The organism is Nucisporomicrobium flavum (assembly GCF_016464385.1).
Taxonomy (GTDB): domain Bacteria; phylum Actinomycetota; class Actinomycetes; order Mycobacteriales; family Micromonosporaceae; genus Actinoplanes; species Actinoplanes flavus_A.
This window is the reverse complement of the sequence record NZ_JADMLH010000009.1, coordinates 200,775-224,017: the sequence shown is the minus strand read 5'-3', so window position 1 is coordinate 224,017 and position 23,243 is coordinate 200,775. Positions and strand designations below refer to the sequence as shown.

General features: G+C 73.1%; 21 protein-coding genes and 1 pseudogene. 11 read left to right on the top strand and 11 right to left on the bottom strand.

Annotated elements, in window-relative coordinates; translation table 11 throughout:
• Position 1: 1 nt before the first annotated feature.
• The 9 genes from pucL to IT780_RS22720 all read left to right on the top strand — a co-directional run bounded on the left by pucL (position 2) and on the right by IT780_RS22720 (position 11,695).
• Positions 2-862 carry a factor-independent urate hydroxylase gene (pucL, locus tag IT780_RS22760; protein ID WP_199513644.1) on the top strand — a complete coding sequence of 287 codons (861 nt, stop codon included), beginning with the start codon at positions 2-4 and terminating at the stop codon, positions 860-862.
• Entirely contained in the window at positions 859-2,208 is a 1,350-nt protein-coding gene (locus IT780_RS22755; protein WP_199513643.1) for an 8-oxoguanine deaminase, read from the top strand. Before pucL ends, IT780_RS22755 begins: the two co-directional genes overlap by 4 nt.
• A gap of 158 nt (positions 2,209-2,366) precedes the next feature.
• Positions 2,367-3,758, top strand: a complete 1,392-nt coding sequence (locus tag IT780_RS22750) for a DUF1996 domain-containing protein (protein WP_199513642.1) — start codon at positions 2,367-2,369, stop codon at positions 3,756-3,758.
• 170 nt (positions 3,759-3,928) lie between these two features.
• Positions 3,929-5,476: a malate synthase A gene (gene aceB, locus IT780_RS22745; RefSeq protein ID WP_199513641.1), complete on the top strand. Its 1,548-nt coding sequence runs from the start codon at positions 3,929-3,931 to the stop codon at positions 5,474-5,476.
• Between the two features lie 2 nt (positions 5,477-5,478).
• On the top strand, positions 5,479-6,633 hold the full coding sequence (locus tag IT780_RS22740; RefSeq protein ID WP_199513640.1) for a DUF6986 family protein: 1,155 nt from the start codon (positions 5,479-5,481) through the stop codon (positions 6,631-6,633).
• Positions 6,634-6,704: 71 nt separating this feature from the next.
• Positions 6,705-8,012, top strand: a complete 1,308-nt coding sequence (gene allB, locus IT780_RS22735; RefSeq protein WP_199513639.1) for an allantoinase AllB — start codon at positions 6,705-6,707, stop codon at positions 8,010-8,012.
• A 16-nt stretch (positions 8,013-8,028) separates the two neighbouring features.
• Entirely contained in the window at positions 8,029-9,030 is a 1,002-nt protein-coding gene (gene alc / locus IT780_RS22730) for an allantoicase (protein WP_199513638.1), read from the top strand.
• Between the two features lie 111 nt (positions 9,031-9,141).
• Positions 9,142-10,356 (top strand): aminoglycoside phosphotransferase family protein, encoded by a 1,215-nt coding sequence (locus tag IT780_RS22725; RefSeq protein WP_199513637.1) that lies wholly within the window; start codon positions 9,142-9,144, stop codon positions 10,354-10,356.
• Between the two features lie 91 nt (positions 10,357-10,447).
• Entirely contained in the window at positions 10,448-11,695 is a 1,248-nt protein-coding gene (locus tag IT780_RS22720) for a methyltransferase domain-containing protein (RefSeq protein ID WP_199513636.1), read from the top strand.
• A 255-nt stretch (positions 11,696-11,950) separates the two neighbouring features.
• Here the strand turns inward: IT780_RS22720 and IT780_RS22715 are convergent, their stop codons facing one another.
• The 3 genes from IT780_RS22715 to IT780_RS22705 all read right to left on the bottom strand — a co-directional run bounded on the left by IT780_RS22715 (position 11,951) and on the right by IT780_RS22705 (position 15,662).
• Complete coding sequence (locus IT780_RS22715; protein WP_199513635.1) at positions 11,951-12,667, bottom strand: response regulator transcription factor; 717 nt, start codon at positions 12,665-12,667, stop codon at positions 11,951-11,953.
• Complete coding sequence (locus IT780_RS22710) at positions 12,664-14,013, bottom strand: sensor histidine kinase (protein WP_307831318.1); 1,350 nt, start codon at positions 14,011-14,013, stop codon at positions 12,664-12,666. The genes IT780_RS22715 and IT780_RS22710 overlap by 4 nt, the downstream gene beginning before the upstream one ends.
• 71 nt (positions 14,014-14,084) lie before the next feature.
• Positions 14,085-15,662, bottom strand: coding sequence for a phospholipase D family protein (locus tag IT780_RS22705; protein WP_199513634.1), 1,578 nt, complete (start codon positions 15,660-15,662; stop codon positions 14,085-14,087).
• Between the two features lie 98 nt (positions 15,663-15,760).
• On the opposite strand from IT780_RS22705, the gene IT780_RS42770 reads away from it, so the two are divergent.
• Positions 15,761-15,889, top strand: coding sequence for a hypothetical protein (locus tag IT780_RS42770; RefSeq protein WP_267910118.1), 129 nt, complete (start codon positions 15,761-15,763; stop codon positions 15,887-15,889).
• Positions 15,890-16,023: 134 nt separating this feature from the next.
• On the top strand, positions 16,024-17,505 hold the full coding sequence (locus IT780_RS22700; RefSeq protein ID WP_199513633.1) for a hypothetical protein: 1,482 nt from the start codon (positions 16,024-16,026) through the stop codon (positions 17,503-17,505).
• Positions 17,506-18,005: 500 nt separating this feature from the next.
• Here IT780_RS22700 and IT780_RS22695 read toward each other — a convergent pair whose 3' ends face one another.
• From IT780_RS22695 to IT780_RS22660, 8 genes and pseudogenes are all read right to left on the bottom strand, one after another.
• Positions 18,006-18,704, bottom strand: coding sequence for a DUF4241 domain-containing protein (locus IT780_RS22695; RefSeq protein WP_233413304.1), 699 nt, complete (start codon positions 18,702-18,704; stop codon positions 18,006-18,008).
• Positions 18,705-18,912: 208 nt separating this feature from the next.
• On the bottom strand, positions 18,913-19,884 hold the full coding sequence (locus IT780_RS22690; RefSeq protein WP_199513632.1) for a pirin family protein: 972 nt from the start codon (positions 19,882-19,884) through the stop codon (positions 18,913-18,915).
• 146 nt (positions 19,885-20,030) lie between these two features.
• Positions 20,031-20,504, bottom strand: a pseudogene (locus IT780_RS22685) (MarR family winged helix-turn-helix transcriptional regulator); the annotation flags it as partial.
• A 52-nt stretch (positions 20,505-20,556) separates the two neighbouring features.
• Positions 20,557-21,162, bottom strand: coding sequence for an HAD-IA family hydrolase (locus IT780_RS22680; RefSeq protein ID WP_199513630.1), 606 nt, complete (start codon positions 21,160-21,162; stop codon positions 20,557-20,559).
• Positions 21,163-21,182: 20 nt separating this feature from the next.
• Positions 21,183-21,851, bottom strand: coding sequence for a nucleotidyltransferase domain-containing protein (locus tag IT780_RS22675; protein WP_199513629.1), 669 nt, complete (start codon positions 21,849-21,851; stop codon positions 21,183-21,185).
• A gap of 13 nt (positions 21,852-21,864) precedes the next feature.
• Entirely contained in the window at positions 21,865-22,287 is a 423-nt protein-coding gene (locus IT780_RS22670) for a hypothetical protein (protein ID WP_199513628.1), read from the bottom strand.
• A gap of 40 nt (positions 22,288-22,327) precedes the next feature.
• The gene (locus IT780_RS22665; protein ID WP_199513627.1) at positions 22,328-22,942 is read right to left on the bottom strand and encodes a Clp protease N-terminal domain-containing protein; all 615 of its coding nucleotides are present in this window, start codon (positions 22,940-22,942) and stop codon (positions 22,328-22,330) included.
• Position 22,943: 1 nt separating this feature from the next.
• Complete coding sequence (locus IT780_RS22660) at positions 22,944-23,180, bottom strand: helix-turn-helix domain-containing protein (RefSeq protein WP_199513626.1); 237 nt, start codon at positions 23,178-23,180, stop codon at positions 22,944-22,946.
• Positions 23,181-23,243: the final 63 nt, after the last annotated feature.

Below are 23,243 nucleotides of genomic sequence, written 5' to 3'. Positions count from 1 at the left end.
CGTGGCGATCGTGCTGGGACCCAACCGTTACGGCAAGGCGGAGACCCGGCTCGTGCAGGTCACCCGGGACGGCGACACGCACGGGCTGACCGAGTTCACGGTGGGCACCGCGCTGTCCGGTGACCTGACGGCGACCCACCTGACCGGCGACAACGCGGGCGTCCTGCCGACCGACACGATGAAGAACACGGTGTACGCGTTCGCGAAGCAGCACGGCGCCGGGCAGCCCGAGGCGTTCGCGCTGCTGCTGGCCCGGCACTTCGTCGGCACCCAGCCGCAGGTGGTCCGCGCCCGGGTGACGATCGAGGCAACCGGCTGGGAGCGGCTGGGCCCGCACTCGTTCCGCCGCAAGGGCGACTTCACGCGCCTGTGCGTCGTCACCGTGGAGGAGAGCTTCACGCAGGTCGTGTCCGGCCTGAAGGATCTCGTGGTGCTGAACTCGACGGCGTCGGAGTTCCACGGGTTCCGCCGCGACCGCTACACGACGCTGGCCGAGACCACCGACCGCATCCTCGCCACCGAGGTCGACGCGCGCTGGCGGCACCTGTCCGACACCACGGACTGGGCGGAGTCGTTCGAGAAGGCCAAGGACGCGATGGTGAACGCGTTCGTCAACACGTACAGCCTTTCGCTGCAGCAGACGCTGTTCTCGATGGGCAGCCGGGTGCTGGAGAGCCGCCCCGAGATCGCGGAGATCCGGCTGGCGCTGCCGAACAGGCACCACTACCTCGCCGACCTGTCGCCGTTCGACCTGGCGAACCCGGGGGAGGTGTTCATCGCCGGGGACCGGCCGTACGGCCTGATCGAGGGCACGGTGACCCGCGACGACGCGCCGCCGGCCCGCGCGGAGTGGTACCTGTGATCCTCATCGAGAACGCGGCGGTGGCCACGGTCGACGCGGCCGGCACCGAGTACGCCGACGGGCACGTGGTGGTCGGCGACGACGGCCGGATCGTGACGGTCGGGTCCGGCCACGCGGGCCGGTTCCACGGCTCGGTACGCCGCGTCGACGGCACCGGCTGCCTGGTGACGCCGGGCCTGATCAACACGCACCACCACCTGTACCAGTGGGCGACGCGGGGCCTGGCGCAGGACGAGACGCTGTTCGGCTGGCTCACCATGCTGTACCCGATCTGGGGCCGCATCGACGCCGAGACGGTCGGCGCGGCGGCGGGCGCGGGACTGGGCTGGCTGGCGTTGTCGGGCTGTACGACCAGCCTGGACCACCACTACGTGTTCCCGCGCGACGGCGGTGACGTGCTCGCCGCGGAGATCGAGGCGGCCCAGCGGATCGGCCTGCGGTTCCATCCGACGCGCGGTTCCATGGACCTGGGGGAGTCGCAGGGCGGGCTGCCGCCGGACCACGTGGTCGAGGAGACCGACGCCGCGCTGGCCGCCACCGAGGCCGCCATCGACCGCTGGCACGACCCGTCGCCGGAGTCGCTGCTACGGGTCGGCGTCGCGCCGTGCTCGCCGTTCTCCGTGACGTCGCGGCTGATGCGCGAGGCCGCCGACCTGGCCCGTCGCAGGGGCGTACGCCTGCACACCCACCTCGCCGAGACCGCCGACGAGGAGGACTTCTGCCGGGAGAAGTTCGGCTGCACCCCGGTGGAGTACGCGGAGAGCCTCGGCTGGCTCGGTGACGACGTGTGGCTGGCTCACGGCGTACACCTGGACGACGCGGCCGTGGCACGGCTCGGCGCGACCGGCACCGGGGTGGCGCACTGTCCCAGCTCGAACGCCCGCCTGGGCGCCGGCCTGGCCCGCGTGCGGGACCTGCTGGACGCCGGCGTGCCGGTGGGGCTGGGCGTGGACGGCTCGGCGTCGCAGGAGGCCGCGCACCTCGGCGAGGAGCTGCGCCAGGCGCTGTACGTGGCCCGGCTGCGCGGCGGCCCGGCGGCGCTGACGGCGCGGGAGTCGTTGCGGATGGGCACAATCGGCGGGGCGCGCTGCCTGGGCCGGCAGGACGACCTCGGCTCGCTGGAGGCCGGTAAGCTCGCGGACCTCGTGCTGTGGCGCCTCGACGGGCTCGGCCACGAGGGCATCGCCGACAAGGTGGCGGCGCTGGTGTTCGGCCCGGCGGCGCCGGTGGAGCTGGCGCTGGTCGGCGGCCGCCCGGTGGTGGAGCGCGGCGAGCTGGTCCACGCGGACGCCGAGGCGCTGGCGCGGGGGGCCCGCCGGGCGGCTTCCCGGTTAAGGAAGAATTAAGGTTCAGGCCCGGGAAAAATGTTATCGGGAAACGGTACGGCGGCGACCAGCGACGCTTCTCCGGCCCATTCTGAAATCTTCTTTCGCGCCTTGATGCAAGCCATGTGAGCTGCGCATACTCCTTCGCGGAAACGCTCTGCCGAAGCGAAGGAATTGTGATGAAGCGTCGACGCCTCACCCATATCGTGCTGGCCGGCGCGGTGACCGCCGCCCTCGGCGCCAGCGGTGTCTACATCGCGGGCGCCAGCGCCGACGAGACCACCGTCGCGGGCCGCCTGCAGGCCGAGTCGTACGCCGCGCAGTCGGGCGCGCAGACCGAGGGCACCGGCGACGCCGACGGCGGCAAGAACGTGGGCTGGCTCGCGGACGGCGACTGGCTGCGCTTCGACGGCGTGGCGGTCACGGGTACGGCGCTGTCCGCCCGGATCGCCTCCGACAACAGCGCCGGCGGGTCGGTGGAGCTGCACCTCGGCTCGCAGACCGGCACGCTGCTCGCGACGTTCCCGGTGGCGCGTACGGGCGGCTGGCAGAAGTGGACCACGGTCACCGCGACGGCGAAGTCCGTGCCTGCGGGCGCGCAGACCGTGTTCGCCGTCATGAAGAGCGCGCAGAAGAGCGACTTCGTGAACCTCAACTGGTTCACCCTCGGCGGTGCTGCGGCGCCGGCTCCAGCTCCCTCGGTACCCACGGGGGACGGCTGGGTGCCTGTTGACAAGGCGAAGTGGGACAAGCAGCTCGCCGAGTACAACGCGACCGTGGCGAAGCCCGTGCCGGCCGGCAATGTGCGGGTGCCCGAGTTCAACGCCAGCTGCAAGGTGAGCCACCGCCTGTCCGACGACCCCATCGTCTTCCCCGGCATGGCCGGCGCCTCGCACCTGCACACCTTCATGGGCAACAAGAGCACCAGCGCCGCCTCGACCAACGCGTCGTTGTTCGCCGGCCTGGAGACCAGCTGCGAGCCGAAGGAGGACCGGTCGGCGTACTGGATCCCCACGCTGCTGGAGAACGGCAAGCCGGTCGACCCGCACGGCGTCACCGTCTACTACGGCTCCCGGCTGAAGGACCCGACGAAGACCGTGCCGTTCCCGGAGGGCTTCCGGATGATCACCGGCGACGCCAAGAAGCAGGTCGCCACCGGCAAGGGCGCCCCCGCACAGTTCTGGTGCGCCGGTGCGGGCGGCGAGACGGGCCGCAGCGCCGACGGCAACTGGCCGGTGTGCGCGAAGACCGCGGAGCTGACGTACCAGCTGACGTTCCCGGACTGCTGGGACGGCGTGCACCTGGACAGCCCCGACCACAAGTCGCACGTCGGCCCGACCGGCCCGGACGGCACCTGCGCCAGCGGCAGGTTCCCGGTCGCGATCCCGTCGATCTCGTTCGTGATCGGCTACCCGACCAGCGGCAGCAGCGCCGGCTTCCAGCTCTCCAGCGGCATGGCGTCGTCGATGCACGGCGACTTCATGAACGCCTGGGAGACCAAGCCGCTGGCCCAGCGGGTACGCAACTGCATCACCCAGAAGGCCAAGTGCGACTCGTTCGGCAACTTCTGACCTCTTCCGGTCATCCCCAGCCGGAGGGGTGATAAAGGCAGCGGCCCTCGGTTCCCCGCGGGGGCCGCTGCGCCCGTCCCGGCGAGACGTTGTCCACAGCCCGGGAGCGGGTGGGTCCGCGGACCGATACGGTACGGGAAAGCCTTCGCCGTTGAAGGGAGTCGCCGCCCGTGACCGAGATCCTGTCCGACGAGGCCCTGGCGTTCGTCGCCGAGCTGAACCGCCGCTTCCGTCCTCGCCGCAACGAGCTGCTGGCCCGCCGTGCCGAGCGCCGCGCCGAGATCGCCGCCGGCGGCACGCTGGGCTTCCTGCCCGAGACCGCCGAGATCCGCGCCGGGGACTGGACCGTGCCGCCCGCGCCCGCCGACCTCACCGACCGGCGGGTCGAGATCACCGGCCCGACCGAGCGCAAGATGACCATCAACGCGCTCAACTCCGGCGCGAAGGTATGGCTGGCCGACATGGAGGACGCGAACACCCCGCACTGGGCCAACGTGGTCGACGGTCAGCAGAACCTGTTCGACGCCATCCGGCGCACCATCACGCTCAAGACCGACGCCAAGACCTACGAGCTCGGCCCGGGGCCGTACCCGACGATCGTCATGCGCCCGCGCGGCTGGCACCTCGACGAGCGGCACCTGCCCGTCGACGGCGAGCCGGCCGTCGGCGCCCTCGTCGACTTCGGCCTCTACTTCTTCCACAACGCCGCCGAGCTGCTCTCCCGTGGCAGCGGGCCCTACCTCTACCTGCCCAAGATGGAGTCGCACCACGAGGCCGCCCTGTGGAACGACGTCTTCACCTACGCGCAGGAGGCGCTCGGCATCCCGGTGGGCACGATCCGGGCGACCGTGCTCATCGAGACGATCCCCGCCGCGTTCGAGATGGACGAGATCCTGTGGGCGCTGCGCCCACACATCTCCGGGCTCAACGCCGGCCGCTGGGACTACCTGTTCAGCATCATCAAGTATTTCCGCGACAACCCCTCGATGGTGCTGCCGGACCGGGCGGCGGTCACGATGACGGCGCCGTTCATGCGGGCGTACACGGAACTTCTGGTGGCCACCTGCCACCGGCGCGGCGCCTTCGCGATGGGCGGCATGGCGGCGTTCATCCCCAGCCGGCGCGACCCGGCCGTCAACGAGGTCGCGCTCGCCAAGGTCCGCGAGGACAAGGAGCGCGAGGCCGGGGACGGCTTCGACGGCTCCTGGGTGGCGCACCCCGACCTCGTGCCGGTCTGCCGGGAGATCTTCGACCGGGTGCTCGGCGACCGGCCCAACCAGCTCGGCAAGCAGCGCCCCGACGTCGACGTGGCGGCCGAGGACCTGCTCAACGTGGCGGCCACCGGGAGTGCGGTGACCGAGACGGGCCTGCGCAACAACGTCTCCGTCGCCCTGCAGTACCTGGAGGCCTGGCTGCGCGGCAACGGTGCGGTCGCGATCTTCAACCTCATGGAGGACGCCGCCACCGCCGAGATCTCCCGGTCGCAGGTCTGGCAGTGGATCCACAACGACGTACGCCTCGAGGACGGCACGCCGATCACCGCCGACCTCGTCGGGCGCATCGAGGACGAGGAGCTGGCGAAGATCCGCGAGGCGGTGGGCGACGAGGTGTGGGCCGCCGGCCGCTTCGACGACGCCCGCAAGCTGTTCGAACGCGTCGCGCTCGCCGACGACTTCGCCGACTTCCTCACCACCGCCGCCTACGACTCCATCGACTGACCGTGCGGCTCAGCGACGACGACTACGCCGCGCTCGAGCACCGGCTCGCCGCCCACGACGCGTTCCTCAAGGCCCGCTACCCGGGCGAACGCGCCGGGCGGCAGCCGGTGCACACCGTCTACGTCCCCGCCGACCGGGTGGCGGGGTTCCGCGACTGGGGGCGGCAGGCGCTCACCGCGCTCGACGAGCACCCACCCCTGCCGTTCCCCGCCGCGCTGGAGGAGCGGGTCCGCGCCAAGCTCGGCACCGAGCCGATCGAGGACCTGCGCGTCGACTTCGAGGACGGCTACGGCGTCCGCGGCGACGACCAGGAGGACGCAGCCGTCCGGGACGCCGCGGCGGTGCTGCTGGACGGTCCCCGCCCGCCGTTCGTGGGCGTACGGATCAAGTCGCTGGAGGAGCCCACCCGGCGGCGGGCGCTGCGCACGCTCGACCTGTGGCTGGCGCACTACCAGCACCCGTTCGTCGTCACGCTGCCCAAGGTGAGCGGGCCCGACCAGGTCACGGCGATGGCCGAGCTGTGCCGGCGGCTCGAGTGCGCGTACGCGCTGCCGGAGGGCACGCTGCGCTTCGAGATCCAGATCGAGCTGCCGGCCGCCGTGCTCGGTGCCGACGGCACGGCCACGGTCGCCCGGCTCATCACCGCCGCCGAGGGGCGCTGCGCGGGACTGCACTACGGCACGTACGACTACAGCGCGGCGGCCGGAGTGGCGGCGGCGTACCAGGCCATGGACCACCCGGCGGCCGACTACGCGAAGGCGGTCATGCAGGCGGCCGCGGCCGGCACGGGCGTACGCCTGTCCGACGGCTCCACCAACATCCTCCCGGTCGGCTCCGGCGTCGCGGTGCACGAGGCGTGGGCGCTGCACCACCGGCTCGTCCGGCGCTCCCTCGAACGCGGCTACTACCAGGGCTGGGACCTGCACCCCGCCCAGCTGCCCACCCGCTTCGCGGCGACGTACGCGTTCTTCGCCGACGGTGTCGACGCGGCGGTGCTGCGGCTACGGCGCTACCTCGAACGGCAGGCCGGCGGCATCCTCGACGAGCCGGCCACCGCGCGTGCCCTCGCCGGTTACCTGCTGCGCGGGCTGGACTGCGGCGCGCTGGAACCCGCCGCCGTCGGGTTCCCCCGTGAGCGGCTGCACGAGCTGGCCTGAGCACCCTCGCATCTTCGGACGGCTTTGCGCGGCGTAACCGTCCGATCACGCCGGGCGGTTAGGCTCGGGCCATGGTGGATCTCGTGGTGCGGTCCCGCCGTACCGTCACCGCCGGCGGCGAGCGGCCCGCCGCCGTGTCGGTCGCGGGCGGGCGCATCGTCGCCGTCGACGGGTACGACGCCGACGTGCCGGCCGCCGAGGACACCGACCTGGGCGACCTCGCGCTGCTGCCCGGGCTGGTCGACACCCACGTGCACGTCAACGAGCCCGGCCGTACGGAATGGGAGGGCTTCGCCACCGCCACCCGGGCGGCCGCCGCCGGCGGGGTGACCGCCATCGTGGACATGCCGCTGAACAGCCTCCCGCCGACCGTCTCCGCGGACGCCCTGGCGGTCAAGCAGCGCGCGGCCGCCGGGCAGCTCCACATCGACGTCGGCTTCTGGGGTGGCGCGGTCCCCGGCAACGCCGCCGACCTGCCCGCCCTGGACGCCGCCGGCGTGTTCGGCTTCAAGGCCTTCCTCGCCGACTCCGGCGTGCCCGAGTTCCCGCCGCTGGACCCGGGGCAACTCGCCGAGGCGCTCGCCGCCGTCGACGCGCTGTTCGTCATCCACGCCGAGGACCCCGCCCACCTGCACGCGGCCGCCTCCTCCCCGGCGTACGCGGACTTCCTGGCCTCCCGGCCGCCCGAGGCCGAGCACGCCGCCGTGGCCACCGCGATCGAGGCCGCCCGGGCCGCCGGTGCCCGCGTCCACATCCTGCACCTGTCCGCGGCGGGCGCCCTGCCGCTGATCGCCGCCGCCCGCGCCGACGGCGTCCGGGTCACCGCCGAGACGTGCCCGCACTACCTGACCCTCGACGCCGGTGAGATCCCCGCGGGCGCCACCGAGTTCAAGTGCTGCCCGCCGATCCGCGACGCGGCCAACCGCGACCGGCTCTGGTCGGCGCTCGCCGACGGCCTCATCACCTGCATCGTCAGCGACCACTCGCCGTGCACCCCCGACCTCAAGCGCCGCGACACCGGCGACTTCGCCGCGGCGTGGGGCGGCATCGCGTCCGTCCAGCTCGGCCTCCCGGTGATCTGGACGGCCGCCCGCGAGCGCGGGCACACCCTCGCCGACGTGGCCGACTGGATGGCCCGGCGCCCCGCCGACCTCGTCGGGCTCACCGGCAAGGGCCGCATCGCCGTGGGCGCCGACGCCGACCTGGTCGCCCTCGACCCGGACGCCACGTTCGTCGTCGACCCGGGGCGGCTGCACCACCGCAACCCCGTCACGCCGTACGCCGGAAAGACCCTGACCGGAGTGGTCCGCACGACCTGGCTGCGCGGGCGCACGGTGACCGGTGAGGCCCGGCAGGGCCGTTTCCTGACCCGTTCGTGACACCGGAGGTCCGCTGATGGAAGATTTCACGCTCCTGCCCGACCTGGCGTCGCGCACGTTCGGCGGCGGGGTGATGGCCGCCAACGACGAGTTCTTCGCCGCGGCCGACCACCTGGTCGAGCCGGCGGCGCCGGTCTTCGCGCCCCGGACCTTCGGGCAGAAGGGCCAGGTGTACGACGGCTGGGAGACCCGGCGGCGGCGCGAACCCGGCCACGACACGGCGATCGTGCGGCTCGGCGCCCCCGGCGTCGTCCACGGCATCGACATCGACACGGCGTTCTTCACCGGCAACTACCCGCCGTACGCCTCCGTCGAGGGCTGCGCCGTCCAGGGCTACCCGGACCCGATCCAGCTCGCCGAGGCGCCCTGGGTGCCGCTGGTGCCGCGTTCGCCGCTCGCCGGGGACAGCCAGAATCTGTTCACAGTGGACTCACGGCAGCGCTTCACCCACGTACGCCTGACGATCTACCCCGACGGTGGCGTCGCCCGGCTGCGCGTCCACGGCGAGATCGTGCCCGACCCGAGGCTGCTGCCGAGCGTCTTCGACGTGGCGGCCGCCGAGCACGGTGCCCGCATCGCCGGCTGCAGCAACATGTTCTACGGCCACCCGCAGAACCTGATCCACCCGGGCCTGGCCCGCTCGATGGGCGACGGCTGGGAGACGGCCCGCCGCCGCGACGACGGCAACGACTGGGTTCTGCTGCAGCTCGCCGCGCCGGCGGTCGTCGAACTGGCCGAACTGGACACCAGCCACTTCAAGGGCAACGCGCCCGGCAGCGCCACCCTGCGCGGCATCGACACCCGCACCGGCCTGCTCGACGACCCCGCCGACTGGTTCGAGCTGCTGCCCCAGATCCGGCTGAGCCCGGACACCCGGCACCGCTTCCCGGTCCCGGTCGTCCCGGTCGCGACGCACGTGCGGCTCGACATCTTCCCGGACGGCGGCATGGCCCGGCTGCGCCTGCACGGCCGCCCGGACATGGCGGCCCTGCGCGCCCGCTACGAGGCGACGACGTGACAGCGGCGGTCCAGATCGGCTGCCTCCCCTGGCAGCGGGTCGCGGTCGGCTTGTAGCAAGTTGTCCACAGCCTTCCGCGGCGGCTGGGCCGATCGGGCTACGGTTCCTCGCGTGGGCAGAACTGTGACTCTCGTGCTCGTGGACGGGCGGGGCGGCGTGCTCGGCGCGCTGCCGCCGTTCGATGTGGAAGTGCCGTGGTGGCCGGAGGTCAGCGACATCGTCGCGGCCGTCCGCGACCGGCACGGGATCGACGTGACGGTGTTGCGCCTCATGCACACCGAGAAACCCGCCCAACCCGGCGGCCACGTCACGTACGCCGCCGAGGTCCTCGGGCCCGTCGCAGCGCCGCTCGCGCTCGACCCGGCCCCACCGTTCGGCCCCGCGGCGTCGTTCTCCGGTCTCGATGGGGAATCGGCGCCGGAGCCGCGGCGGGCGCCGTGGGCGGTGCCGGGCGGCCCGGCCGCGTCCGTCGCCTGGGCCCTCAAGGAGCTCGGCCGCGACGGCGCCGTGGCGGTGCAGCAGCGCACCTGGAACCTGTCGGCCATCTGGCGCCTCGACGCGGGCGGCGAACCGGTGGCCTGGCTCAAACAGGTCCCCGTCTTCTTCGCCCACGAGGCGCCGCTGCTCCGGCTGCTGCCCACCGCCGCGCCCGGGCTCACCCCCACCGTGCTGGCCGCGGGGGACGCCGGGCGCATGCTGCTCGCCCACGTGCCGGGGGAGGACCGCTACGGCGCCGACGCCGGTTTCTGCGCCGATGTCGCCCGTGACATCCACCAGATCCAGGAGCACTACGTCACCCGGACGGGCGATCTGCTCGCCGCGGGCGTGCCCGACCGGCGCTTCGAACTCGACCGCATCGCCCGTGTGGCCGCACCCTGGCTGGACACGATCGACGGCCTCGCCGAGCTGATGGACGAACTCCCCGCCCGGCTGACGGCGATCGACGCGTGCGGCCTCCCCGACACCCTCGCGCACGGCGACCTGCACCCCGGCAACGTGCGGGAATCCGCGGCGGGACGGGTCATCGTCGACTGGGGGGACGCGAGCGTGGCGCACCCGGCGTACGACATCCTCCGCCTGACCGGCCACCTCCCGGAGACGGAGGCAGCCGCGCTGATCGAGCAGTGGGCGGGCCGCTGGCGGCGCAGCGTGCCGGGCTGCGACCCGCAGACCGCGGTGGCGCTGATCCGGCCGATCGCGGCGCTGCGGGCGGCGGCGGTCTACCAGAACTTCCTCGACCACATCGAGGACTCCGAACGGCCGTACCACGAGGCGGACGTCCCGGAGCAGCTGACCGCGGCGGTCGCGGCCGCGCGGGTCGGGTGAGGGCCGTGGTCGGAGCTGATGGCGGTCCGCGGGCGGTGGTCGGCGGGACCGTGCGCGGGCGGCCGGCGCGGGAAGGACCTACGGTGAGAGCGTGACTGACCTGCGCCGCCGCTTCGTCGAGCAGCTCCGCCACGACGGCGCGCCGCTGACCCCGGAGCTGGCGGCGGCGTTCGGGACGGTGCCGCGGGAGGCGTTCGTGGCGGACGGCTTCCAGCGGCGGGACGGCACGTGGGCCACCCCGGGCGCGGCCGACTTCCTCGAGGTCGTCTACCGCGACGACGTGCTGGTCACCAAGGTCGACGGCGGAACGCCGGTCAGCTCCTCCAGCCAGCCGTCCCTCATGGCGATCATGCTGGCGGCGCTGGACGTACGGCCGGGACACCGCGTCCTCGAGATCGGCGCCGGCACCGGCTACAACGCCGCACTGCTCAGCGCGCTCGGCGCGGACGTCACCAGCATCGACGTCCAGCCCGACGTGGCGGAGCGAGCCCGTGCGGCGCTCGCCCGGGCGGGCGTCCATGCCGTACGCGTCCACGCCGGCGACGGCTACGCGGGAGCCCCGGGCGAACACTTCGACCGGGTCATCGTCACGGTCGGCGTGGCCGGCGTGTCCCCGCACTGGCTCCGCCAAGTTCAGCCACCCGCGCCGGCGGCCCCGGGCACCCCCGGCGAAACGTCTCAGGACGCCGCGCCGGCGGGCCCGGGCAGCGCCAGGGAGACGTCTCAGGAGGCCGCGCCGGGGCGGCCCGGGTCCGAGGCCGGAGGGCTGATCGTCGTACCGGTGGAGCATGCCGGGACCCACCCGGTGCTGGCCGTGCGGGGTCACCCGGACGGCCCGGTCACCGCGTCCGTGGTGTGCCCCTCGGGTTTCATGAGCGCCGCCGGTCCGCTCGCCGCCGGCCATCCGCGCACCCACCCGGCCTCGCCGCCGGGCGCACTCGCCGACTTCGCGCTGGTAGCTCCCGCGCGCTGGGCGCGGCCGCTGGGCTCGCTGGGTTACCGGGACCTCTGGTACGCGGCCGGGGTCTGGAGCACCCGAGCCACCCACGCCCCGGTGATCGGCCACAACGGCAGCACGCTCGTCCTGCTCGACGAGACCGGCACGGGCGGCGCGGCGATCCTGCCCGACGGCGCGGTCGCCGCCGGCGGTTCGCAGGCGGGCCGGTACGCCGCGGAGGCCGCCGGGATCGCCGACCGCTGGGAGGCGGCGGGCCGCCCGCCGATGCAGGCGTGGCGCATCACCCTCGCCCTCGCCGGCGACCCGGGCGCGCCGATCTGGTGCCCGGCCGGCTGGACCCTCGACGTACCCCGAGCCGGCCCGGACACCGGTCCGCCGTAGCCCGCGGTGGCCGGGCACCGGTCCGCCATGGGCCGCGGTGGGCGGGCACCGGTCCGCCTTGGCCGGGGTGGGCGGGCGCCGGTCCGCCTTGGCCGGGGTGGGCGGGCGCCGGTTCGCCTTGGCCGGGGTGGGCGGGCGCCGGTTCGCCTTGGCCGGGGTGGGCGGGCACCGGTCCGCCTTTGGCCGGGCTGGGCGGGCACCGGTCCGCCGTGGCCTGCGGTGGCCGGGCACCGGTCCGCCGGGGGACGCGTCGTTTCAGGCCCGCAGGTAGGCGAGCACCGCCAGCACCCGCCGGTTCGTGTCCTCGGCCGGTGGCAGGTTTAGCTTCGCCAGGATGCTGCCCACATGCTTGCCCACCGCCGCCTCCGTCACGTACAGGCGGGCCGCGATCGCCGAGTTGGAGTGGCCCTCGGCGACCAGGGACAGCACCTCGCGTTCCCGCCCCGACAGGGCCGCGAGGGGATCCTTGGGGCGCTGCAGGAGGCGGCGGATCACGTCCGGGTCGACGACTGTGCCGCCCTCGGCCACCGTACGCAGCGCCGCGACGAAGTCCCGTACGTCGGCGACCCGGTCCTTGAGCAGGTAGCCGACCGCCCGCCCGTCGCCGCTGTCCAGCAGCGCCGCCGCGTACTCGTCCTGCACGTACTGGCTGAGCACGACGACCGGGAGGTCCGGGCGCACCCGGCGCATCGCGACCGCCGCGCGCAGGCCCTCATCCTGGAAGCCCGGCGGCATGCGGATGTCCGTGATCACGAGGTCGGGTGCGTGCTCGGCGACCACCGCGACCAGTTCCTCGGCGTCCCCGACGGCGGCGACGACCTCGAAGCCGAACCGCGACAGCACCCCGAGCAGACCCTCCCGCAGCAGGATCCCGTCCTCCGCCAGCACGACCCGGATCCCACCTGCGGCCGCGCCGCCGGTCCCGCCCGCGGCCGCGCCGCCGGTCCCGCCCGCGGCCGCGCCGCTGGTCATGCCTGTCCCGGGGTGGTTGCGGCAGGCAGCACCAGCCCGGGCGAACGCCACGGCAACTCCACGCGCAGCAGCGTCGGGCCGCCCGCGGGGCTGGACACCAGCAGCCGGCCGCCCACAGCCGCGACCCGGTCGGCCAGCCCGGTCAATCCCGTACCGCGTGCCGGGTCCGCGCCGCCCTGGCCGTCGTCGCGGATCTCCACGACGAGGACGTCGCCGGCCCGGGCCAGGAGGATGTCCGCCCTGGTCGCGCCACTGTGCTTGACCACGTTCGCGAGCGCCTCGGACGCGGCGAAGTACGCCGTGCCCTCGATCTGCTCGGCGGGGCGGGGAACGCCGTCGGCGACCGTGACGGCGACCGGCAGGGGTGACCGGCCCGCGAGTTCGCGCAGGGCGGCCGGGAGTCCGAGGTCGGTCAGTTCCTGCGGGCGGATGCCGTAGATCAGGTCACGCAGCACGACCATCAGGTCCTTGGCCTGGTCGTGGGCCTGGCCGAGCGGCCCGGCGGCGGGTGAGTCCTCGGGTACGTCCAGCCGCGCCATGCCGAGCTGCAGGGTGAGGCTGGTCAGCCGGTGCTGCGCCCCGTCGTGCAGGTCGCGTTCGATGCGCCGCCGTTCCAGGTCGAACGCGTCCACCAGGCGGGCGCGGGACTGGGCCACCTCGCGCAGGGCGATGCCGGTACGGTCGCCCAGCAGCGCGCGGGCGGTCGCAGCCTGACCGGCTCCGATCAGTCCGAACAGGTACGCGAGGACCGGCGCGAACAGCACGCCGAGGATCGCGAACGGCGTCGCCTCGGCGGCGGAGTGCACGGTGAACGCGCCGAACGTCCAGGTGGCCGTGCCGGTGCTCGCGAAGAACGGGCTCAGCACGAACGCCACGTCGAACAGGACGAGCAGCGCGTACGTGCCGTACACCGCGGGGACGATCAGGCCGAGGAAGGCGGCGTACAGGAGCTCACGCCACGTGGCCGTCTCGGCGTAGCGCGTCCGTACCCATCGGAAGGGGTCCTGCGGCGCCGGCGCGTGCGCCGATGGCAGCGGCCGGGGGTCGATGAGGGCGAGGCGGGCCCGCTCGATCATGGCCAGCGGGACGGCGGCCAGCGGGCCGAGCCCGGTGAAGAGCAGCAGCGAAACGGTCATGAGGATGAAGACGGTGCGGGTCGGGAGGTTGCCGTCGATGAGCCGGGAGAGCGCGGCCAGCCACGGCAGGACCAGTACCGCCATGGCCGCGCTCACCGGCGCGGCGATCGGCAGCGTGGTCAGGACGTAGACGAGGGCCCGCCAGGGACCTGCCGAGGCGAGGTAGCGGCGGTTCAGGACGGCTCGGAGCGGAGCTTCTGGCGTGGTCACCCGGTCACCGTAGGCAGCCGGGGGTGGATGACCCCAGCCCACCAGGCATAGCTTCCGGGGTATACCCAGCTCTACCAGGTGCCGGCGCGACGGGCCCGCCAGGGACGCCCGTCCGGGTCGTACATCAACCGGTACGCCGGGATCGCCCACAGCCGTTGGTACCACGGGAGCCGCTCGGTCTCGTGGGGCACCAGGCGCCCCGGCGGGCGGGGACCCTTCTCGCCGTCACGGTGCCAGTCACGCAGCGCATCGGCGGACGCGTTCACCGCCCGTACGACGGAATCGGGGTCGAGAAGGTCCTGGTCGTCGGACCGGTCCAGGTGCTCGCGCAGCAGCGCGAGCCGCAGATCGCGCGCGTAGACGCGCGCACCGTCGCCGAGACCGGCGGGATCGGTGGGGGAGCGCTCGTCACGCGTACGGTCGAGCACCGCGCACGAGAGCTCACTGTCGTGTGTCCACGAACGACGGTTGAAGTTGTCACTGCCCACGCTGGCCCACACGTCGTCCACGACGCAGACCTTCGCGTGCACGTACACCGGCGTGCCCTCGTGGTTCTCCACGTCGAAGACGTGCACCCGGTCCGGAGCGGCCCGGCGGCACAGCGAGATCGCCTCCTCCCGACCGACCATGTTGGGCGGCAGCGCGAAGCGCCCGTCCACGTCCGGATGCCGCGGCACCACCGCGATCAGGTGCAGCCCGGGGTTGTCGTTGAGCGCGTCGGCGAACAGCTGCGCGACCTCCCTGGACCACAGGTACTGGTCCTCGAGGTAGATCAACCGCCGCGCCCGCTTGATCGCCTTGGTGTAGCCGCGCGCGATGCTCTGCTCGCCCAGCTTCGCGAACTGGTACGGCGGGCGCATCGCCGGATAGGTCCGCAGCACCTGGATGTCGTGCGGCCCGCACTCCGGCGGGTCCGGCGGCTGCGGCGGCAACCGGTCGGCGCGCAGGTCGGCATGCTTGAGCTTGTCGGTCAGCGTCGAGATCGGGCCGTGCTGGTCGAGCGGCGTGGGATCGTTCCAGCGTTCACGGAACGCCAGATCCAGCGCGCCGACCACCGGGCCGCGCAACGCCAGCTGCACGTCGTGCCAGGGCGGATTTTTGCCGTACGCGGACGACATGCTCACCGCCTGCGGGTCACCACGGTGGTCGGCGTCGTCCCGCCGGCTGTGACACAGGTCGATGCCGCCGGCGAACGCGATATCACGCTCCGGTGCGTTCGGGTGACGCAGAATCACCACCTTCTGGTGGTGCGAGCCGCCCCGTCGTACCCGTTGATCGAGCAGCACCTCGCCACCCGCGGCCTCGACCTCCTCGCCGAGGTTGCGGTTCTCCTCCTCGCTGTACTGCATCTTGTCGAGATGCGAGCGCCACAGCAGGCCCTTGACGACGACGCCGCGCTTGGCGGCGGCCGAGAACAGCTCGGCGATGGTGGGTCCCTCGTCGCGCAGCCGCTCGTCCGGGTCGCCACGCCAGTCGGTGAAGAACAGATGGTCGCCGTCACCCAGCGTTTCCACCTCGGTCGCCAGACGGTCGAAATACGTTGCGCCGTGAAACAGCGGTTCGGCGGTGTTTCCCCGGCACCAGGTGGGTATCTGTGAGTCCGGGTTGCCGCGCTCGTCCGCAGTCAGAAGCCAGTCCTCCAGTGACACGGGGCAGCCCTTCCGAGGTCGACGACGCCCTCACGGTAGGCCCCTTGACGGCCGCCCGCACCCTGAGCCGCAGGTAATCCCCTTGTTAAGGACCCCTCATGAGCAGCGAACCCCTCGCCACCACCGCCACCCCGACCGACGCCGCCGCCGCTTCCGAGCGCGGCCTGCTGATCGCGATGCTGCTCCTGGTCGTCCTGGGCGTCGGAGCCATGTTCCTGATGTCCTGACGCTGTGCTCTTGATCACCCAGGAGGGTTTTCCGGGAGCCGGGTGATCCGAAGCGCCCGGCTTGTCCCGCGGCGCGACCCGGCTGACGGGAACCGGGCAGCATTCTGTCGTACGGGTCATCCATACTCGTCGTCATGACGGGGGAGCCGGCTTTCAGCAGCGCAATGATCGAAGTCCCGCCCGCGGAGGCGGCGACGGGCACGACCAGGGCGCTCTGGTCGCCCACCCACGGCTCGCTCACCGTGACGGTGCCGCCGGGCACGGTCGACGGCGCGGTGGTGTGGGTCGACTCGCCGGCCGGCCGGGTGGCGGTGACCATCCGGGTGTCGTCGCCGTTCACGCCGCCACCTCCGTTCCCGGCTTCCGGGCCGCCTGCGTCCGGGCCTCCGGCGCCTTCCAGCGGCTTTCCCGTTCCGGGCGGGTTCCCTCCGCCCGGGAGTTCTCCGCAGGGTGCCTATCCTCCCGGGGCGTACCCTCCCGGGCCCGGCGGCGCTTTCCCTGCGGGGGCGCCCGGTGGCTACCCGCCCGGGCAGCCCGGTGCTTACCCGCCTGGCGCTTACCCGCCCGGTGCCTATCCGCCTGGCGCGTATCCGCCCGGTGCCTATCCGCCCGGCTATGGTCCCGGTCCCGCCTTCGCCGGGCCGCCCCAGGCCACCCCGCGCACGGGCCGGCGCAACCAGATCATCGGCATCGCGCTCGCGGCGGTCCTGATCGTCGGTTGCTGCGGCGCGATCCGTCTCGTCACCAGCGGCGACGACGACACCCCGCAGGCCGACCCCCGGCGGATCACCGTCACGACCGGGGCCACCACCTCCGGCCCGGTGACCAAGGAGCAGTACGCGCAACTCCTGGCCGGCTCGGACAACGCGATCAAGGCCACGTTCGTCAAGCTCAACACCTCGGACGACGCCGCGTTCGCCAGGGCGGCCCCGGCGGCGGCCGGCACGATCCGCGCCGAGGCGCAGAAGCTGCGCGCCACCACACCTCCGCCGGGCGCCGAGGCCGCGCACGCCCAGCTGGCCCTCGAGCTGCAGAGCCTCGGTGACATGGTGGAGGAGACCGCGAGCGCCAAGCAGGACTGTCCCGCGGCGTCGCCGTACACGTCGGTGCTCCAGTCCGGCTGGGCGGACAACCTGCGCGCCGACGCACGCAAGCTCGCGTCCGCCGACCCTGCGTACAAGTTCGGCACGTTCCTGCCGGCCGCCCCCAAGGAACAGAACCGCCGCCTCAAGACGGGGACGTTCATCAAGCGGACCAGCACGGGCGGCCTCGGCCACCTGAAGATCAAGAACGGCGCGGACGACACGACGATCTCGCTGGTCCCCGCCAAGGGCAAGAAGCCCAAGCCGATCTTCACCGTCTACGTCCGCGGCGGCGGCTCGTTCACGGCCAAGGGCATCCGCGACGGCACGTACCGCATCTACTCGGCGTCGGGCGAGGACTGGGACAAGGCCGGCAAGGGCTTCACCCGGGACTGCGCGTTCAGCAAGTTCGACGACACGTTCAAGTTCACGACCACGTCGTACTCGTCGTCGATCTGGACCATCACGCTCACCCCGATCATCGGCGGCAACGCCTCAACAAGCGACGTCGACCCGAACAACTTCCCGAACTGACCCCTCCCGCTCCGACGCCCGGCGCCCGGCGTCGGGGTGGGCGGGCGCGGCGCCGGCACCGGCGTCGGGGTGGGCGGCTCGGTTCGACGGTGGCGCTTGTCCGAGCTCCGGCGTCTGGGGTGCGGGGTTCCGCCCCCGGGCTCGTGGGGTCGGGGTTCTCGCTTCCGGGGTGCGGGTTTCCGCCCTCGGGCTGCGGCTTGCGGGGCTTCTGCTCCCGGGTTTCCGCCTCCGGGCTCGTGGGGTGCGGGTTTCAGCCCTCGGGCTGCGGCGTGCGGGGCTTCTGCTCCCGGCCGGCTTGCGGAGGTCTGGCGCCTGTTCCGCGCTCCCCTTCTGTGCGGTTGCCCGACCGTGGCGTGGCTCGGGGCGGCTGGCCTGCGTCCGTGGCGGTTCTCCGACCGGCGGGGCGTCAGCGCGGCCGACCGCCTCGTCCCGTCGGTTGGTCGGCATACGGCACGGCGGCCCGAGCTGGGCCGGATGGGCCGCGGCCGCTCCGGGAGCTGTCAGAGCACGCGGAAGTCGGTGACGAAGGCGGCCACCTCTCCGGTCGCCGTACGCCCGACAAAGCTCGCATACGCCCCGTCGCCGCTCCCCGGCTCGACCGCCAGCACGGTGGCGCCGGTCGCGGGATCGGTCACCGTGCCCACCAATCCGGGGGTGTCGGGCGGGACGGACGGCACGAAGACCTTCTCGACATCCGCATAGTCCCATGTGGACAGCGCCTCCAGCGCGCGCTCGTCGGCGAGCGTGGCGAGGCCCGTGTCGACCGGGTGCACGACGAAGCCGTCCTCGTCCAGCTCGGCCGGACCCGTGACGAGCGCCGGCTCCCAGGATGTGATCGGCTCGTCGCGGATGACGAGGTGGAGAGCCGCCGTGCGCCGGTCCGCCTCCACCCGGTTGAGCCACAGTGGCCCGGGGGCGGCCGGGACGGTCGCGAGGCTGCGACAAGGCATGAGCCCGCTCACGGCCAGGTACGCGACGGCGACCCACGCGCGAAGCGGGTAGCGCCCCGGGGGCACGCTGACGGTGAAGGGCAGCGCCTCGCCGGTGCGGGCAAGGGGGTCGCACGCGACGACGCGGCCCGTCGGGAGGGTCACGTCGCCGAGCGGGACCATGGTCAGCTCGTAGTCGTGGGCGTCGTCGGAGTGTCGCGCGCCCTCGGTCAGGAGCCGATCCAGCATTTCGCCGATGTCCACAGCCATGCCCCGCAGGCTATCGGCGACCACCGACAAAACCGCGGGCCTCACGAACGCGCCGGAACGCGACGCGGCTCGCCTCCCGCGCAAGGTAGGCGAGCCGGTTCCGCGCAACGCGACCCGCCCGGCCCACCCCCGTGCGACGGCGCGGCGAGCCGGCGCCGAGTACCGCGAGGTGGCCCGGCGCCGCACACCACGTCAGGACCGGCCCCGCTCAGCTCGTGTGCGGGAGCCGTTCCGCCGGGATGACCCCCAGCCGCCCCTTCTGGTAGTCCTCGAACGCCTGCATCAGCTCTTCCCGCGTGTTCATCACGAACGGCCCGTAGTGCGCCACCGGTTCGCGGATCGGGCGTCCACCCAGGATGAACAGCTCCATCGCCGGGGTGTTGCTGTCCTGGTCCGCGTCCGCCGTCACCCGGATCGCGTCGCCGGCGGAGAGGGCGGCGAGCTGGCCGGATTGCAGGGGGCGGCGGTCCGTGCCGATCGTGCCGCGGCCGGCGAGGACGTACACGAGGGCGTTGTAGTCCGGTTGCCAGGGCAGGTCGAGTTGCGCGCCGGGCTGGAGGGTCACGTGGGCGAGGTTGATCGGGGTGTGGGTGGAGCCGGGGCCGTCGTGGCCCGCGACCGTGCCGGCGATGACTCGGATGAGGCTGCCGCCGTCCGGGGTGGTCAGGAGCGCCGCCTCGCGGCCGCGGATGTCCTGGTATTTCGGGGCGATCATCTTGGCCGTGCGGGGGAGGTTCACCCACAGCTGCAGGCCGTGGAAGAGGCCGCCGCTCATGACGAGGCGTTCCGGCGGGGCCTCGATGTGCAGGATGCCCGCGCCCGCTGTCATCCACTGGGTGTCGCCGTTGGTGATGGTGCCGCCGCCCCCGTTGGAGTCCTGGTGGTCCATCGTGCCGTCGATCATGTACGTGACGGTCTCGAAGCCGCGGTGCGGGTGCCACGGGGTGCCCTTCGGCTCGCCCGGCGCGTAGTCGACCTCGCCCATCTGGTCGAGGTGGATGAACGGGTCCAGCTCGCTCAGCGGTACGCCGGCGAACGCGCGACGGACCGGGAAGCCCTCGCCTTCGTAGCCGGTGGGCGCGGTGGTGAGGCGGCGGAGCGGGCGGTAGCGGGTGGTGGCCTCGTCGAGCCGCGGCAGGCGGGGGAGGACGAGGACGTCGTCGACGGTGATCGCGGGCATGACAGCCCCCTTCAGGCGGTGGTTGACGACCGCGAGATGCGGCCGGAAGAAGAAGCAGCGGATGAGGTGCGGCCGGAAGAAGAAGCAGGCGAGGCGCGGCCGGAGGAAGGAGCCGCCGGGGGAGTGCGGCCGGAGGAAGGCGAAGCCGCAGCGGAGGTCGAGGCGGCCGTGCCGGGCCGGAGCCGCGCGCCGAGCCGGGAGAACACCTCCGCGAGGACGGCGATCTCCGTGTCGTCGAGGTCGTCGATGAAGCTGTCCCGCACGGTGGCCAGGTGCAGCGGCGCCGCGGCGACGAGCGCCGCCATGCCGGCGTCGGTCAGCACGGCCTCCTGGCCGCGGCCGTCGGCCGGGCAGCTCTGTTTGCGGACCAGGCCGCGTTTGATCATGGAGGTGATCTGGTACGTGACACGGCTGGGCGAGAAGACCATCCGGCTGGCGAGCTCGCCCATGCGGAGCCGGCGTCCCGATGCCTCGGAGAGCACCACGAGAACGTGGTAGTCGGCCATGCTGAGGCCGGTGGCGGCGCGCAGGTCGTCCTCGAGTCGGGTCTGCAGCGCCCAGCTGCTCTCGATGTAGGCGCGCCAGCAAGCCTGCTGTGCGGCGTCGAGCGGTTCGGCCATGCCCCGACGCTAACTCTTTAAAATCTGAAATACCAGGGGTACGGGACCCCGGTCACACGCCGAGCAGCCGGGCCAGCTCGTGCAGGTCCCGGATCGCGAGGTCCCCGTCCACTCCCTTGAGCGCCGCCACGGTCGCCCCCGCGGCCCGGCCGGCCGTCACGCCCACCTCGGCGTCCTCGACCACCAGGCACCGCGACGGTGCCACGCCCAGCAGCTCGGCGCCGCGTACGTATCCCTCGGGGTCGGGTTTTCCGGCGGTGATGTCCTCGACGGTGACCAGCACCGGTGCCGCGATCCCCGCCGCGCCGAGCCGGGCCTTCGCGAGGCGTACGTCGGCGCTGGTCACGACCGCCCATGGCAGCGTCAGAGCGGCCAGCAGCTCATGAGCCCCGGGCGTGGCCACGACGTCGGACAGGTCGTCGTACTGCAGCTCCAGCTGGCGGGCCGCGGCGGCGGTCACCCCGGCCTCGTCCAGGTCGGGGCGGATGAGGCGGACCGTACGCTCGGCCGGCGCGCCATGGGCGATCTCCAGCACCGCCGCCGGGTCTGCTCCGTGCTCGCGCGCCCACACCCGCCAGGCCCGTTCCACGGCGGCGTCGGAGTCGACGAGGGTGCCGTCCATGTCGAACAGCACGGCCTCGATGGTGGTCGGATCCACGCGTCCCCCAGTTTTCCTCTTCAGGGGAGTATAAGCGTGAGGTCGTCTCCCCATCCGTCGAGGACGTCGCCGTGGCCGCGATCCCGCGCGAGCCGCGCCACGTCGGGGAACAGCGAAGCGGGATCCGCGGCCACCCGCTCAGGCAGCGTCGCATCCCACGGCGGTGCCAGCGGGTACGTCTCCAGCTCCCACCGCAGGTACTTGTTGTACGGCCGCAGCCGCCCGTGCAGCGCGAACACCGTGGTCAGCAGCCACGACACGCTCTCCGCCTCGTCCAGGCGCGCGGCCACCGGGTCTCCGTCGCGGCGGCTCTTCGCGGCCCGGTAGAGGAAGTTGACGTACCCGTCGAGGCCCTCGCGAGCCCACTGTGCCGCCTCGTCGGGCGTGGGCGTCGCCTGCCGGGACACCAGCTCCGCTATCCGGCCGTCGAGCCGGTCCAGCAGCACCTTCGCGCCGCGGAAGCCGTACCGGGGCCACAGGACCGAGGTGTCGGCGAGAGCCTCGACCGTGCAGACCGCGACGTCGAGCGTGGCCGTACGCCGAGGTTCGTGGCCGTCCGCCGCGACGAGCACGACGTCGTGGTCGGAATGGACGGTCGCCGTGCCCCGGGCGTGCGAGCCGGTGAGGATCATGCCGAGCACGCCGGGGTCGGCGGAGGCGGCGGCGACGAAGCGGGCGTAATCCGTCACATGGGCAGGGTAGTCAGATCCGGTAGTAGACGCGTACCTCATATCCGGTGCGCGTGGGATGCCAGCCCACGTCGTCGACGTCGACCACCTCGGGGCGGCCGGCGAGCCAGCCCGCGGCCATCTCCAGGGCCTCCGCCGGCGTCTTGCCGGTGAACGTCATGCGCCGGGCCGAATCCTCGGCCGCCGCGGGGGCGTGTCGCGGGAACGTCTGCGCCGCCATGGTCGGCTCCGGCCCGGTGACCACCGCGGTCGGCCCGACGGCCCGGCCGTCGCGGACGCCCTGGACGAACCAGTCGTTGATCGTCTCGTCGTGCTCGACGGCCCAGCCGCTGACCGGGCCCACGTCGTCGGCGATCGCGTGCTTGGCGTTGTCCAGGGCGGCGTCCAGGGTGGCGAGCTCGATGTCGTCGCCGTTGTACTCGACCCGGTACGTCATGGGCGTGCCTGTACCCCGCGGCGACTCAAAGTAGACCTGGTCAGGCGGCCTGCGACTTCAGCGAGCGCGCCATCTCGGCACCCAGTTCCGTCAGGTCGACCCCGCGCTCGGCGAGGATCTGCATCGCCAGTCCACCGTCGTCGCGGATCATCCCCAGCATGAGGTGCTCCGGCGCGATGAAGCGGTGCTTGAGCCGGATCGCCTCGCGCAGCGCCAGCTCGAGGACCTTCTTGGCCCGCGGGGAGAAGGGGATGTGCCCGCTGCCGTAGAAGCGGCCGAACAGGCCTTTGCGGCGGGGCGTCTCGCGGGGCAGGTGCAGCGATCCCGGCCCGAAGGTGTCCTCGATCGCGCGCCGGACGGCGTCGAGGTCGATCCCGATGGACTTGAGCGCCGCCTTGTCCTCGGCGTCGGCGTCCGGCAGCGGGTCCGCCGGGGCGGTCCCGGGCCCGACCCGGCGCAGGATCTCCGCGCGGAAGGAGCGGGCATCCACCTCCTTCTCGCGCAGGGCGGCGGCGGTGGCGATCGGGCCGTCCGTGGCGGAGAGCATCGCGAGCAGGACATGTTCCGTCCCGATCGGGGACTGTCGCAGGTCGCGCGCCGCTTCCTGGGCGCCGATGACCGCGTCGCGCGCGGCCTGGGTGAATCGCTCCAGCATCTCAGTCCTCCCGTGGGTCGTGCATCGGCATCCGGTTCGCGTGCTTCTTGTGCACGCCCTGGCGGGTCACCTCGAGGGCGTCGGCGATCTCCTGCCAGGACCAGCCCTTCCGGCGGGCGTTTGCCACCTGGAGGTGCTCGAGGCCCTCCAGGAGGCGGCGCAGCGCCACGACCGCGCGCAGCCCGACCCTCGGGTCGGCGCTGCCCGCCGCGGCGGCCAGATCGGTTGCTTCGGTCATGGTGTCAACTTACGTTGACAGGTCGGCGCTGTCAACCTTGGGGGGGAGCCCCCCCGCCCAAAC

What these genes read in the sequence shown, in the direction of transcription:
- IT780_RS22750 (WP_199513642.1), top strand. Translation starts at nt 2,367, where the DNA reads ATGAAGCGTCGACGCCTCACCCATATCGTGCTGGCCGGCGCGGTGACC.
- allB (WP_199513639.1), top strand. Translation starts at nt 6,705, where the DNA reads ATGGTGGATCTCGTGGTGCGGTCCCGCCGTACCGTCACCGCCGGCGGC.
- alc (WP_199513638.1), top strand. Translation starts at nt 8,029, where the DNA reads ATGGAAGATTTCACGCTCCTGCCCGACCTGGCGTCGCGCACGTTCGGC.
- IT780_RS22715 (WP_199513635.1), bottom strand. Translation starts at nt 12,667, where the DNA reads ATGACCAGCGGCGCGGCCGCGGGCGGGACCGGCGGCGCGGCCGCGGGC.
- IT780_RS42770 (WP_267910118.1), top strand. Translation starts at nt 15,761, where the DNA reads ATGAGCAGCGAACCCCTCGCCACCACCGCCACCCCGACCGACGCCGCC.
- IT780_RS22700 (WP_199513633.1), top strand. Translation starts at nt 16,024, where the DNA reads ATGACGGGGGAGCCGGCTTTCAGCAGCGCAATGATCGAAGTCCCGCCC.
- IT780_RS22695 (WP_233413304.1), bottom strand. Translation starts at nt 18,704, where the DNA reads ATGGCTGTGGACATCGGCGAAATGCTGGATCGGCTCCTGACCGAGGGC.
- IT780_RS22690 (WP_199513632.1), bottom strand. Translation starts at nt 19,884, where the DNA reads ATGCCCGCGATCACCGTCGACGACGTCCTCGTCCTCCCCCGCCTGCCG.
- IT780_RS22670 (WP_199513628.1), bottom strand. Translation starts at nt 22,287, where the DNA reads ATGACGTACCGGGTCGAGTACAACGGCGACGACATCGAGCTCGCCACC.
- IT780_RS22665 (WP_199513627.1), bottom strand. Translation starts at nt 22,942, where the DNA reads ATGCTGGAGCGATTCACCCAGGCCGCGCGCGACGCGGTCATCGGCGCC.
- IT780_RS22660 (WP_199513626.1), bottom strand. Translation starts at nt 23,180, where the DNA reads ATGACCGAAGCAACCGATCTGGCCGCCGCGGCGGGCAGCGCCGACCCG.